Here is a 12,593-nt window from a genome sequence, read left to right on the forward strand (position 1 = left end):
GCGGTACTGATCATTGAGCGCCCTTGCCTGCTGCGTGTCAATGGCGCGTGCGGGAACCTCTGGCCGGGGCCGGCCTTCTGTGCTGGACTGGGGGTGCACTGAGCACCACCGCCGCCGCTGGTCCTGTCCAGGGACGGCAGTTTTCCCAGGAAAGGCAATCCAGGACAGCACGTGGCCGGCCCGGGCCGGCCACCGGAAGGAACACTCATGGCACCGTTCAAGATCGGCTACTTCGTAGGGAGCCTGGCAACCGGCTCCATCAACAGGGTCCTCGCCAACGCACTGATCAAGCTGGCCCCTGAAGATCTGCAGTTTTCGGAGATCCCCATCCGGGATCTCCCGCTCTACAGCTACGACTACGACGCCGACTTCCCCGCCGAGGGCCGCGCCCTGAAGGAAGCCATCGAATCGTCCGACGGCATCCTGTTTGTCTCGCCCGAATACAACCGGTCCATCCCGGGTGCCCTGAAAAATGCCATCGACTGGGGTTCCCGCCCTTGGGGGACCAACTCCTTCGCCCGCAAGCCCACCGGCATCATCGGCGCCTCGCCGGGCAGCATCGGCACGGCGGTGATGCAGTCCTCCATGCGCAGCGTGCTCAGCTTCCTGGACGCGCCACAGCTGAACGCGCCGGAGGCTTACATCCAGTACAAGCCGGATGCCTTCGACGACGACGGCGAGCTCAGGGATGAGGGCACCGCCAAGTTCCTGCGCCACTACATCGAGGAGTACAGCGCCTTTGTTGCCCGGGTGCTGGCCGCCAACGCCCCCGGCCATATCGGCGACCTGGAGCCGGACGCGGACAAACTGTCCCGCTAGCTCCCCGCAGTTCCACGGCTGCTGCCGAAGCGTCCGATGGGACGCCTTGTTGGATGTACGAATGCCCGCCGTCCCAGCGACGGCGGGCATTCGAGTCTTCTGCGGCCCTTATGCGGGGCCGGGCTGGTGTTGCCGGGCTTCTTCAGTCCAGCGGCAGGGTGACCGTCACCGAGGTGCCGTGGCCAGGGCGGGAATCGATGTCCACGGAGCCACCCGCTTCCTCGACCGCAACCGCCATGAGGCGGAGACCGTAGCCATGGTGCCGCCCGCGGTTGGCGCGGCTGCAATCAAAGCCTGTGCCGTCGTCGGCCACTTTCATCCTGATCCTGTGGTCCACCACGGCAAGCTGCACGCTGAGTTCGGATGCGTCCGAGTACTTGTAGGCGTTGCTGATCACTTCGCGTGCCGACTGGTACAGCAGGGAAGCGCAGTCCGCCGGGATTTCGATCCCCCAGTGCGGAGTATCCCAGCGGACCGCGGTCCCGCGCTGGCGGAGGGGGCCGGTCAGCCTGTCAATGCAGCCGGCCAGCCCCAAGGTGTGGAAGTCGAGCGGGTGCTGGTCCGTGAGGACCCCTCCCACTGCGATGACGTCCTTGTCATATGCTGTTTCGTTTCCCATGACTTCCTGCTCCCCATAAGCTGGTTTGCCTTTCTTCGTCCAGCGTGGACCCGCAACTGCAGGGGTCAGTAAGGTTTGGGTCAAGATCCCATCAATTCTGCGTGGGGGTGGTGCCTGCGGCGCGCATGTTTGCATAGGAGCTGTTGCTTAGGAACTGCTCCCGGGGGTACGCATTGGTGGACGTGGCTTCCGCTGGAGGAGCCGGAAAGTGGGAAACATGCCCGTATGGCTGCAGGCCCTGATGTGGGGCACCATCGCCGGTGCCGCCCTGGTCCTGGGCGCCGCACTGTCCTGGCGGTGGTCGCTGCCGTCCAAGCTGGTGTCCTCAATCATGTCCTTCGGTGCCGGCGTGCTGATCTCCGCCCTGGCGTTCGAACTCGTGGACGAGGCCGTGCAGGGCGGCGGGCTCTGGCCCACGGTGGCAGGCTTCCTGGCCGGCTCCGTGGTGTACGTGGGCGCGAATATGCTGCTGGCCCGGGCGGGCGCCAAGCACCGCAAGAGGTCCGGCGGCCAGCAGCCCTCCGAAAAGGACGATCCGGGCAGTGGGACGGCCATCGCCGTCGGGGCGCTGCTGGACGGCGTGCCCGAATCCGTGGTGCTGGGTGTGACAATGCTTGCCGGCGGTGCGGTCAGCCCGGCCATGATGGCTGCCGTCTTCATCTCCAACGTTCCCGAAGGGCTGTCCGGAACGGCCGGCATGAAGAAGGCCGGCAGGAGTGCGGGGTACGTCTTCGGACTGTGGGGCGGGATTGCGGTCCTCAGCGGCCTGGCAGCACTCATGGGATACACGCTGCTGGAAAACGCGCCGGATGAGTTGGTGGCGTTCATAACCTCCGTGGCCGCTGGCGGGATCCTGGCCATGTTGGCGGACACCATGATTCCGGAGGCCTTCGAGGAGCACCACAACCTGACAGGGCTCACCGCCTCCGTGGGCTTCCTGACCGCCTTTACGATCCACCACGTGGGCGGATAGCGTTCCCGGAAGAAAAGGAGACGCCGCAAGACAAAGGACGTCCCATGTCCTGTACACTGATTCGAGATGAAGGCCGCCACGGAGTGTGGCCGAAGGAGATGACGTGACAGCAACACCCGCGGCGGTATCGTCAGCCAGGTTCAGCGCCCAAATCCGCTCCCAGGCGCTACAGACCCGCATCATGGAACTCATCCTCGAGCGCGGGCTGGACGTGGGCGATGCGCTGCCCACTGAGAGTGAACTCTCCGCCGAGCTGGGGGTTGGCCGCAACACTGTGCGCGAGTCCCTGAAGGTCCTGCAGGCCCTCGGCGTCATCGAAATCCGCCACGGCTTCGGCATGTTCGTGGCGCCCAACAACTTCAGTGCACTGGTCTCCGGGCTGATGTTCCGCGGCCGGCTGTCGCTGCGCCACAAGGGCGAAGAAGCCATGGAGCTTATCGACGTGCGGCAGGCACTGGAGTCCGGACTGGTGGGGTCCGCCATCGATCTCCTGACGGACGAACACCTCGCCGACCTGCGGTCCACCATGCAGGCCATGGAGGACGCCGCCGCCAAGGGGGAGTCCCTGGTGGAGCACGACGCCGAGTTCCACCGCCGGCTCTACGCGCCCCTGAACAATGAGCTGCTGATCAACCTCATGGATGTCTTCTGGCAGGTCTACCGGCAGATCCACGAAGCCCTGGGCTCCGGGCCGGTCAACCTGGAAGAACAGGCCCGGATTCACTGGGAGATCTACGAAGCCGTGGAGGCCCGCGACAAGGCCTTGGCCTCCGAGCGGCTCCAGCGGCACTTCGATGGCATCCGCCTCAAGCTCAAGGACGTCGCCGCAGCCTAGCTCCCGGTTCCGCCGGATTCCTCGCCAGCCCTCCACCGCAGTTGGGGGCACCCCTTCCTGTGGCTAAGCCCCTCCATGTGGCTGCGCCATGCCCTGTTCCGTTCCGATGTTTCGTGCCAGATTCCCGTAGAGAGTGCCTTTGCCGTGGAAATTTTCGTAGTGCCAACCGCCTCCGCCACCGGTTCCGTCGCCGCCGGCATCCTGGCCGCCGTGGTCCGCAGCAAGCCCGACGCCGTCCTGGGGCTTGCAACCGGCAGCTCGCCGCTGCCCATCTACAAGGCCCTCGCGGAACATTCCGTGGAGATGGGTGCCGTCCGCGGGTTCGCCCTCGATGAGTATGTTGGCCTGCCGGCCGGGCACCCCGAAAGCTACGCCGAAGTCATCCGCCGTGAGGTCACCGTGCGGCTGGGCCTTGATGCGGCAAAGGTTGCTGTGCCCGACGGCGGAGCCCCGGACCCGCGGCAGGCGGCGGCGGATTACGACGCGGCCATTGCCCGCGCCGGTGGCATTGACGTGCAGATCCTGGGCATCGGCCACAACGGACACATTGCCTTCAACGAGCCGGGTTCAGCCCTCGACTCGCGGACGCGGGTGGAGGTGCTCACCGAACGCACCAGGCAGGCCAATGCCCGGTACTTTGCGTCACTGGACGATGTCCCCACACAGTGCATCACCCAAGGGCTGGGCACCATCATGGAAGCCCGGCACCTGCTGCTGGTGGTCAGCGGGGCGGACAAGGCAGAGATCCTTACGGCAGCGCTGCAGGGGCCCGTGTCAGCCGACTGCCCGGCGTCAATCCTGCAGCGCCACGCGCACGTCACCGTCGTGGCGGACGAAGCAGCCGCGGCCAAGCTGGCCCCCGGATTCGGCGAGGTCACCGTGCGGGTGGCCGGTGCCGCCGTCGGCGTCTAACTCAGGACGCGTCAGCGGCACCCAGCGGGGTGCGTTCGTACTCCTCGATCACCACTCCGGACCTGAAGGTCCGCGACGTGACGGGCTGGAAGCCCGCCGGCTCAAAGGCGGTGTTCCCGAACAGCGGGATGCCTGCCCCGAGGACAACCGGGTTGCGTTTGAGGATGATCCTGTCGATCTCGGGGAGCAACGCCCCGGCCAGCGCGCCGCCGCCGCAGAGGTAAATGTCCAGCCCCGCCTCCTGTTTGAGGTTCCGGACGGTGGCCACGGCGTCGTCCGTGAACGTGACTGCCGGGTTGGAACTGGTCCTGCTGCGGGTGGCGACGTACTCGTGCAGGTGGGCGTAGGGGCTGTCGATGCCCACGGCGAGGCCGACATTGTAGCTGTTCCAGCCCTGGATGACGGTATCGAAACGGTTCTTGGGCGCTTCGATGCCCAGTGCTGCGAGGACATGGGTGGGCAACGCGTCGGCGAACTCTGTGAAGAGCACCTGCATGTGGTCGCCCTCAACAGGGAAGACGTCGAATGACCCGTCCGGCGCCGCGATGTAGCCGTCAACCGATGCCGCCACGTAGTAGACAAGTTCCCGCACAATTACCCCCATCACGATGAATCTCTTAAATGGACGATATCGGACGGCTCAGGGGACCGGTGAAGGCCGGCCTGCCGGCAGCGTGTAGCGTGCAGGGAGATCAATCAGCCTGAGGGGGCAGCGCTTGAACATTATTGACTACCTGATCTTCGCCGCATTTTTGTCCGCTGCCATGGTGCTGGCGTTTGCCGTCCGCCGGTTCAGAAACGCCCGGTGGCTTGGGCTGGGGCTCGCCGTCGCAGCCGTCGGCCTGGCTGTCTTCCAGTACGGGCCGTGGGAATGCCGGCCCACCCTGAAAGTCCTGGAGAGGACGGCCACGGCCGAAGATGTGGTTACCGCGAATTACTCCCTGTACGGCGGGATTCATACGGAGTCGGCCCGGTACTTGGGGACGAGGTCAGGATCCAAAGTCTTTGTCGCCACCAGGGATGCGAATGGCGAGGAAATCATCTGCCTGCTGATTGAAGCAGGGAATGCGCCGGGGCTTCCGATTGCCGGGTGCGCCGGCATGGTCTCCGCCCACGACCCGATCGTCACGATGAGCGACCAGGCAGGACGCGAGCTGACCCTCGTCCCCGACCAGTACGACACCAATGAGCTGCAGGCCGCTGGGTGGACGAAGATCAGTGACAACCTCTTCAGGGGACGGCAATGACCGGGCAGCCACCGCCAGTTCCGTTGACGGCGTTCTGGAAACTGATGATCACGTTCGCCGCCGTGGCCGGTGTGGGCACGTGCTTGGCCCTCGGGCTTCTGTACGTGCGGTTCTTCCTGTCGATTCCCGGAACGGTTGAGGTGTTGGAACGGCAGTTGACGAAGCAGGATGCCGTCCCTGCGATCCAGGACGAAGCAGGGGAAGCGAAGATCGGCGAGTCGCGGTTCTTGGCCGCGTACGAGTCGACGAACTATTACGCCGCACCGGGCCCGCTGCCTGAAGTCGTGTGCCTGGTGGCGAAATACCCATATGACGACGAATACAACTACTGGGAAGCGTGCAACAGCCTCGGTGACGGCCGGGACATCCTGGTGGAAGTGCAGGATCCGGACGACAGGACCGTAGTTTTTGTCCCCGACCAGTTCGATCACCTTCCGCTTGAACGCGACGGATGGGTGACACTGCACCGGAACCTGCTGATCCAGCCTTTAGCCGACGTTCAGCAGCCCACTCAACCGCTCCTTCGCAACGCAGGGCATCACTCGACGGTCCAATGAGTGCAGGGGGCCTTTCGTGGCCGTGTGGCCATCACGCGGGCTGAACAGCCTGCGATAGTGCAGTCATCACATGCGGCGCCGCTGCCACTGCCACGCGTGCCAGAAAAGCAGGCAAAGGACCAATACCGTTCCAACCAGGAGCCCTTGCGGCGCGAAGGTCATCATGACGAATGAAAGGGTGGGAGGCCCTCCCATGGGCCCGGCGGTGAACATCATGGTCGCCATGGCCCAGATTCCGCCGGTAAGCAATGCCGTGGCCAACAGCCACAGCATTGCAATGAACGGGTTCACGGACCAACGTGGATACTGCCGGAGGGGCATCGGTTCTGCCGTGGACCTAAGGCCCTGGGTACTCCCGTCCTGGTCAACTTCCCGAAATCCGACATCACTGGCCGATGGCTGCTGCATGGTTCCCCCGGTGGTCCTTAACCCTGTTTTTCGACTGAACGTCAACCCTAGTGCCAATCCCTCGCCTCGCCGAAGCTGCTTGAGCGTCCGGTTGGTCAGGCTGGGCCCTCGGCAGCCACGAGGCGTTCGACATCGTCAGCCAGGTCCGAGACTGGCCTCCGGGCATCGAGCTCGAGGGTTGCGCCGCCCCGAAGCAGCGGTTCGACGTCGAGTACGTATTGCCGGATCGCGGACTGGTCAGCTTCGGAGTGGCCGTAGGAATTGTTCGTACGGGCTGAGACCCGCTGGATTAGAACCTCCACCGGTGCACTGAGCAGAACGACGGCGGAGAAGCGGCCATAGAAGCGACCTTGATTCTCAACCGTTCCCGAGACGATGAGGGATGAACTGGACGCGAGGAGCGCTGAGACCCGTGGTTCGTCCCATGTTCCGTCAGGAAGCACCCAACCGTCGTAATCGGTGTCGACCGTTCGGTAGCCCCGCCGGGACAACTCATGCAGCACAGTTGTCTTTCCCGCCCCTGACATGCCGGTGATCAGAATTCGAGACATGAAGGACAGCGTAACCGGGTGCGGGCAGGTGGGTTCGGAACGCCGGGCAGACCCTTGCTTGAGCGCCGACAGAACCCTTGCCTTCAGCCGCGCATATTCCGTTGCGTAGGCACGGGGCCCTTCTGGCGGCCGTACAACAACCCGGGGATCACCAATGATGCGGTGGGGGCCGAACTGCTCCCGGGTGAGGTCAATCTCGATGCCGCCAACGAAGCGGTTCCAATAGTGAACCTCCTCTTCCTTATCTCCGCCGGTGACCTCTGCTATCAGGAGCTCGCCGCCGAGAAGGTCCTGCACCAGGAGGGCTGTGGGCCCGCACTGACCGTGCGCTGGATTGCCCTGGTGCCATCTCATAAGGCTTTTGGTGTCCAGACAGGTGGTGTCGGCTCCCCATGAATCGCGGAGTGCTTGTTCGATCTGACTCAGGGTGTAAGCCATTGACTCAGCTTTCTGATCCGTCTCGAAAGATCTAGAGCCCGGTGACCTTTTCGAGGCAACGGGGAGATACAACCCTTTTAGTGCTGGCTGGATTATTGATTAGAGCATCAGCGGGCCGGATGGGGCGTCGCTGAAGGTCTCCTCCGCAGTTTGGGCAAGAACGATTCGGGAACCGTTCAACGCAATCCGGACACCACGTGCACTCAAATGTACAAATGTACGCCTCGGCGGAGGGAGCAATGTCGACGCCGCAACATTCGCAATTCGGTCGGATCTCAAGCACCCAGCAGCTCTACTTTCGGGAAACAGGATGAAGGAACGGGTTTCGGGGCCTTCGCGGCTCGTGGCATAGGGATAACTTACCCATGGTGATTTTGGTATCAAGTCACAGGGTTGAGTGAACCGGAGATAACTGTCAGCATGATGGAACTGATCATGAAATTGTATCGATATGTTCACCCGCTAATATTTGTCGCATCCTTCATGCCGCTGGTGTTGTCGCTGGTCCCATTCTGGCAAGGCGTAGCGATTCCACTTGTTGCCCTTCTGCCGTATGCTGCCAACGAAATAATGCTGGCCCGACGGGAGAAGAAGGAGTAACGGCAATCAGTCGAACCTGATGAAAGCTCTCACCGATCCGCCTGGATATTCGTCGGCCTGGGTGTAGCCGAGCGCCTTGTAGAACGCCTTCTGGGTCGGCTCGTCGTCGGTGATGAGGACCTTCTGGCGAACATGCGGGTACTGTTTGAGTGCCCGTTCAGCGAGGACTCGTCCTATACCCCTTCTATGGTGCGACGGCAGGACAAGAATGTCCTGAAGGTAGCAAATTGACGCACCATCGGAAATTACCCGCGCTAACCCAACCAGTGTCTGGCCATCGTGAGCGGCCACAATGGTGGAAGACCCCTCCAGCGCTCGCACAAGCTTGTCAGGGTCCTTGGTGTAGGCGAACCATTCCACCGCACGGTATAGCCCAAGGATTTCGGTGAGTGGCAGATCCTCTGGCCTTACAACGCTGATGGCGGTCATCCTCCCATCCAAACACGCAGCATAGTCACGGGGTCCGCGCAGGCCTGCACGGACGACATGGCCCCACGCATCTACATCATCAAAACGCCCGGCGACGTAGACATCTCCCAAGAGGTCACGCTCGAATTCGGGGGAACGGCAGCTGTTTGCCGCCCCCGTAAGTAAAACCGGGGACTACGCCAGGACCTCTCCGCCGCGAATCACCAGGACACGCCGGAAGTCCGGATCAACCACCACGACGTCGGCGCGCAGCCCGGTGCGAAGGCTCCCCACCTCGCCGCTGAGGCCAAGAATCCGCGCAGGAACCGCAGTGGCGGACAGGACGGCATCGGCGGGGTCCACTCCTGCCTCGACAGTCCGGCGCACGACGTCCAGCAGTGTGGCCGTGCCGCCGGCCAGGGCGCCGTTGCTGCGCAGGCGAGCCTCGCCATCCCGGACAACCACTCCCGCGGGGCCAAGGTCATACTCACCGTCGGGCAGCCCCGTGGCCGCCATCGAATCGGTCACCAGGGCAACATTCGCGGCACCCACCAGGCCAAAGACCATCCGCACCGTCTCCGGGTCCAGGTGCACCCCGTCGGCCACCAGTTCCACGGCAACCCGCCCGGCGGAGGCCAGTTGCAGGCATGCGGCCACCGGGCCGGGGCTGCGGTGGTGCAGCGGCGGCATGCCGTTGAAGAGGTGCGTCACTGTGGGACGGGCATTGTCAGGACCAAAAGCGGCCAGCAGGTCCGCCGCATCGGTGAGCGAATCCGCCGTCGTGCGTGTATCTGCGTCCGTGTGGCCCAAGGAAGGGGCCACGCCGCGCATGGCAAGCTCCCGCACCAGCCCGGCCGCGCCCGGCAGCTCCGGGGCGTAGGTCATGGTCCGGAGGTGGCCGCCGGCCGCCGCTACCAGTTCCCCTAGGAAGTGCAGATCAGGATCCCGGAGGAACCGCGGATCCTGGGCGCCGCACCGGGCCTGGGACAGGAACGGTCCCTCGGCGTGGATGCCCGCGATCAGGCCGTCGTCCGCGAGGTCTCGAAGCGTCCCGATGCTTCGCAGCAGATCCTCCCGCGGCGCGGTCACCAGGCTGGCCAGCAGCGTGGTGGTCCCGCTGCGGTGGAGGAAATCCACCGCAGTCCGGGCGGCCCCGGGGTCACCACCGGGGAAGTCGCCGCCGGCGGCGCCGTGGCAGTGCAGGTCGATGAGGCCGGGAAGAAGAATGCTCCCCGGCGGGAGCTTCATCTGAGCCAACGCGGGAAGGGACGCAACGTCCAGGCCCGCCCGCGGCCCGGCGTAGGCAATCAGTCCGTCGACCACAGCGACGGCGGCGTCCACCACCGTGGCGCCGTCCGTCAGGAGGGTGCCCGTCAGCAGGTAGGAACGGGTCACTTCAGGGCGTCCGAGAACCAGCCGGTGATGGTGGCCGGGTGCGTGATGGCCGTGCCCACCACCACGGCGAAGGCCCCGGCGTCGAGCGCCTGGCGGGCCTGGGCAGGCGTGTGGATGCGGCCCTCGGCAATGAGCGGGACGTCAAAACCGGCAGCCGCAATCTCCGCCAGCAGCTCCAGGTCCGGGCCGGAGGTCTTGGGGCGTTCGCCGCTGTACCCGGACAGCGTGGTGCCGATCAGGTCCGCGCCGGCGTCCACGGCGGCGGCGGCATCCGCGAACGACCCGCAGTCGGCCATCACCAGCGCATGCGATTCCGCATGGATCCCCGCCACCGTCTGGCCCAGGGAAAGCCCGTCCGGACGTTCACGGCGGGTGCCGTCGATGGCCACCACATGGGATCCCGCGTTCGCCACCGCCAACGCGTGCCGGAGCGTGGGGGTGATGAAGACGCCGCTGTGCCCGTCCTTCCACAGCCCGATCACCGGAACCTCCACGGCCGCACGGGTGTGCTGGACATCCGTCAGGCCCTGCACGCGCACGGCGGCCGCCCCGCCAATCACGGCAGATGCTGCCACCTGGGCGGTGGTCCGGGGATCACGCATCGGCTCGCCCGGGTACGCCTGGCACGAGACAATCAGGCGCCCGTGCAGGGCTTCAAGGGCATCGGGGGACAGGAGCATGGTCAGTTCCTTCGGGACGTCTGGGCGGTAGTGAAATCGGCAGGGCCGGAAACGGCGGCGCCGAAAGCGGCAGGGTCAAGAACAAGGCGGGCAGCACCCGCAATGGCGGCCGTATTTCCCAGCGAGGCGGGTCGCACCGGAATGCCGCTCAGGGCAGGCAACAGTTCTGCGCGCAAGGCGGCCTCCATCGGCTGCCACCAGCGCTCGCCCGCGTCGGCCAGCCCGCCGGACACCAGCACCACCTCGGGGTCAAGAATGTTCGCCAGGCCGCCCACGGCCTGCCCGGCGGCGGCTGCTGCCGTCCCGATTGCGCTGGCGGCAACAGAATCACCTGCCGCGGCCAGGCCGAAGACGGCGCGGGTGTCCGCAGCTGGGGATGAGCCGCCGAGCCGGACGTAGGCCTCACGGATGGCAGGCCCGGACGCGATGGCTTCGACATGCCCGGAACCGCCGCAGACGCAGGGGAGCGGGGCGCTGTCGAAGCACGCGTATGGGGACGCAAAGTGGCCCACGTGCCCGCCAGCGTAGCGGTGCCCCAGCACGGGCTTGCCGTCCAGGACGAAGCTCCCGCCCACGCCGGTGCCGAACGCCACCAGCAGCGAGCTGGAGGTCCCCGCGGCGGCGCCTGTCCAGGCTTCGCCGAGGGCGTGCGCGTGCACGTCGTTCACGGCAAGGACAGACGACGCCGGCAGGCCCAGCCGTGCGGCCAGGCCTGCGGTGAGTGCCGTCCCGGCCCAGCCGGTGATGGCGTCCGTCGCGGACACCACCACGCCGCGCGCGGCATCAATGACCCCTGCGGACCCGACGCCGACCCCCACCACATCGAGGCTCTCTGCTTGAGCCCGCGATATGAGGGAAGAAACCAGCGCCGCAGTAGCGTCGAGGATCGCGGCGGAACCGTCACGGCTCAGCGTGGGGATGGTCTCCGAAAACAAGACCTCCCCACCCCCGGAAACAACCCCGGCAGCCGTCTTAGTACCCCCAAGGTCAACACCGATCGCGTACATCATCACTTCTCCCTCACAGGGCATCAATCAACAGCTGACCCCACGGCCGGCGAAGGCGACGTGCCCGCCCAGCGGTTGGGAGCTGTTTTGCGTAGTCCCGCATCGCCGACCAGAGCATCGCGTAGGTCGCCCAGCGACCGTAGCGGTGCGCCGGGAGGTGTCTAAGGGACGGCAAAATGGCCCCCAGCCGCGACCCAGCCACGGCAGACTAGACCAGGCCGTTGCGTTCGAGGATGCCGCGGATGGCCTTGGTTTCGTCCTCGTTCAGCGCCGGCATGGGTGCGCTCATGGTGTTGGATTCGATGACTCCCATGACCTGCAGCGCGGTCTTGAATGCGCCCAGTCCCGCCGCGCCGCCGGAAACCCGGCCGTTGGGGGTGTAGACGATCTCGAAGAGGTCGGCCAGGCGGTCCTGCTCGGCGGCAGCCTTGGCCCAGTCGCCTGCGGCTGCGGCGTCCACGAGGTTCCGGTAGCCGCGCGGGTCCACGTTGCCCAAGCCCGGGACCACGCCCTGGGCGCCGCCCAGGAGGGCGCCGTCCACCACTACTTCGTGGCCGGTGAAGATATCGAAGTTGTCGATGTCCCGTGCGGCGAGGAGGAGCTGGCGGAAGGAGACGTCGTCCCCGGAGGAGTCCTTGACGCCGGCGATGACACCTTCGCGGCCCAGCCGGACCAGCAGGTCAGTGGGGAGCTTGAAGTGGGTGCGGACGGGCACATCGTAGGCGAAGATCGGCTTGCTGACGGCGGCGTGGATGCTGCGGAAGTGGGTCTCGGTCTCCTCGGCGTTGCCGATGGCGTAGTACATGGAGGTGACCACGATGGCGTCCGCACCGAGGTCGATCACGCGCTTGGCCTCCTCGATCACCCGGTTGGTGGTCTGCTCGTTGGCGCCGACGATGAGCGGAACCGCCTTGGCGCCGGCTGCAGCGTTGGCTTCGGCGATGGTGCTGACCACCAGGTCGCGCTCGGCGTTGGTCATGTAGGGCACCTCGGCGGAGGAACCGAGGACGAACAGCCCGGACACGCCGCCGTCGAGCAAGTGGTTGGTGAGGTTGTGCAGCGACGCGGTGTCGATGCTGCCGTCTGCGTGGCGGGGGGTGACGACGGGCGGGATGACGCCGGAGAACTGGGAAGACACGGGAAA

General features: G+C 65.4%; 17 protein-coding genes. 7 read left to right on the forward strand and 10 right to left on the reverse strand.

Going from position 1 to position 12,593, the window contains the following annotated elements; all coding sequences use genetic code 11:
- Nucleotides 1-207: 207 nt before the first annotated feature.
- The gene (locus QE394_RS12010) at nt 208-819 is read left to right on the forward strand and encodes an NADPH-dependent FMN reductase (RefSeq protein WP_091723336.1); all 612 of its coding nucleotides are present in this window, start codon (nt 208-210) and stop codon (nt 817-819) included.
- A gap of 142 nt (nt 820-961) precedes the next feature.
- Here the strand turns inward: QE394_RS12010 and QE394_RS12015 are convergent, their stop codons facing one another.
- Nucleotides 962-1,438: an ATP-binding protein gene (locus QE394_RS12015; RefSeq protein ID WP_015938559.1), complete on the reverse strand. Its 477-nt coding sequence runs from the start codon at nt 1,436-1,438 to the stop codon at nt 962-964.
- A gap of 217 nt (nt 1,439-1,655) precedes the next feature.
- Between QE394_RS12015 and QE394_RS12020 the strand changes: the two genes are divergently transcribed.
- The 3 genes from QE394_RS12020 to QE394_RS12030 all read left to right on the forward strand — a co-directional run bounded on the left by QE394_RS12020 (nt 1,656) and on the right by QE394_RS12030 (nt 4,158).
- Nucleotides 1,656-2,411: a ZIP family zinc transporter gene (locus tag QE394_RS12020; RefSeq protein WP_261620599.1), complete on the forward strand. Its 756-nt coding sequence runs from the start codon at nt 1,656-1,658 to the stop codon at nt 2,409-2,411.
- A 103-nt stretch (nt 2,412-2,514) separates the two neighbouring features.
- Nucleotides 2,515-3,246 (forward strand): FadR/GntR family transcriptional regulator, encoded by a 732-nt coding sequence (locus QE394_RS12025; protein WP_349034607.1) that lies wholly within the window; start codon nt 2,515-2,517, stop codon nt 3,244-3,246.
- A gap of 144 nt (nt 3,247-3,390) precedes the next feature.
- Complete coding sequence (locus tag QE394_RS12030; protein ID WP_056081634.1) at nt 3,391-4,158, forward strand: glucosamine-6-phosphate deaminase; 768 nt, start codon at nt 3,391-3,393, stop codon at nt 4,156-4,158.
- Between the two features lies 1 nt (nt 4,159).
- Here the strand turns inward: QE394_RS12030 and QE394_RS12035 are convergent, their stop codons facing one another.
- The gene (locus tag QE394_RS12035; RefSeq protein ID WP_349034608.1) at nt 4,160-4,762 is read right to left on the reverse strand and encodes a dihydrofolate reductase family protein; all 603 of its coding nucleotides are present in this window, start codon (nt 4,760-4,762) and stop codon (nt 4,160-4,162) included.
- Nucleotides 4,763-4,874: 112 nt separating this feature from the next.
- On the opposite strand from QE394_RS12035, the gene QE394_RS12040 reads away from it, so the two are divergent.
- Together QE394_RS12040 and QE394_RS12045 are read left to right on the forward strand one after the other, a co-directional pair.
- Complete coding sequence (locus QE394_RS12040; protein ID WP_349034609.1) at nt 4,875-5,405, forward strand: hypothetical protein; 531 nt, start codon at nt 4,875-4,877, stop codon at nt 5,403-5,405.
- The gene (locus QE394_RS12045; protein ID WP_349034610.1) at nt 5,402-5,962 is read left to right on the forward strand and encodes a hypothetical protein; all 561 of its coding nucleotides are present in this window, start codon (nt 5,402-5,404) and stop codon (nt 5,960-5,962) included. The genes QE394_RS12040 and QE394_RS12045 overlap by 4 nt, the downstream gene beginning before the upstream one ends.
- 66 nt (nt 5,963-6,028) lie before the next feature.
- On the opposite strand, the gene QE394_RS12050 is transcribed toward QE394_RS12045, so the two are convergent.
- The 3 genes from QE394_RS12050 to QE394_RS12060 form a co-directional block, all read right to left on the reverse strand.
- On the reverse strand, nt 6,029-6,253 hold the full coding sequence (locus QE394_RS12050) for a hypothetical protein (RefSeq protein ID WP_349034611.1): 225 nt from the start codon (nt 6,251-6,253) through the stop codon (nt 6,029-6,031).
- Nucleotides 6,254-6,465: 212 nt separating this feature from the next.
- The gene (locus QE394_RS12055) at nt 6,466-7,218 is read right to left on the reverse strand and encodes an AAA family ATPase (protein WP_349034612.1); all 753 of its coding nucleotides are present in this window, start codon (nt 7,216-7,218) and stop codon (nt 6,466-6,468) included.
- Between the two features lie 172 nt (nt 7,219-7,390).
- On the reverse strand, nt 7,391-7,642 hold the full coding sequence (locus tag QE394_RS12060; RefSeq protein ID WP_349034613.1) for a DUF1272 domain-containing protein: 252 nt from the start codon (nt 7,640-7,642) through the stop codon (nt 7,391-7,393).
- Nucleotides 7,643-7,779: 137 nt separating this feature from the next.
- Between QE394_RS12060 and QE394_RS12065 the strand changes: the two genes are divergently transcribed.
- Complete coding sequence (locus QE394_RS12065) at nt 7,780-7,959, forward strand: hypothetical protein (RefSeq protein ID WP_261620578.1); 180 nt, start codon at nt 7,780-7,782, stop codon at nt 7,957-7,959.
- 6 nt (nt 7,960-7,965) lie between these two features.
- Here QE394_RS12065 and QE394_RS12070 read toward each other — a convergent pair whose 3' ends face one another.
- The 5 genes from QE394_RS12070 to QE394_RS12090 form a co-directional block, all read right to left on the reverse strand.
- The gene (locus QE394_RS12070) at nt 7,966-8,388 is read right to left on the reverse strand and encodes a GNAT family N-acetyltransferase (protein WP_349034614.1); all 423 of its coding nucleotides are present in this window, start codon (nt 8,386-8,388) and stop codon (nt 7,966-7,968) included.
- A gap of 174 nt (nt 8,389-8,562) precedes the next feature.
- On the reverse strand, nt 8,563-9,762 hold the full coding sequence (nagA, locus tag QE394_RS12075; protein ID WP_349034615.1) for an N-acetylglucosamine-6-phosphate deacetylase: 1,200 nt from the start codon (nt 9,760-9,762) through the stop codon (nt 8,563-8,565).
- Nucleotides 9,759-10,442 (reverse strand): N-acetylmannosamine-6-phosphate 2-epimerase, encoded by a 684-nt coding sequence (locus QE394_RS12080; protein ID WP_056080757.1) that lies wholly within the window; start codon nt 10,440-10,442, stop codon nt 9,759-9,761. Before QE394_RS12080 ends, nagA begins: the two co-directional genes overlap by 4 nt.
- A gap of 2 nt (nt 10,443-10,444) precedes the next feature.
- A complete protein-coding gene (locus QE394_RS12085; protein ID WP_349034616.1) occupies nt 10,445-11,452 on the reverse strand; it encodes an ROK family protein in 1,008 nt (335 codons plus the stop codon).
- 205 nt (nt 11,453-11,657) lie between these two features.
- A complete protein-coding gene (locus tag QE394_RS12090) occupies nt 11,658-12,587 on the reverse strand; it encodes a dihydrodipicolinate synthase family protein (RefSeq protein ID WP_268155804.1) in 930 nt (309 codons plus the stop codon).
- Between the last annotated feature and the right edge of the window lie 6 nt (nt 12,588-12,593).

The organism is Pseudarthrobacter sp. SORGH_AS 212, assembly GCF_030818145.1.
Taxonomy (GTDB): domain Bacteria; phylum Actinomycetota; class Actinomycetes; order Actinomycetales; family Micrococcaceae; genus Arthrobacter.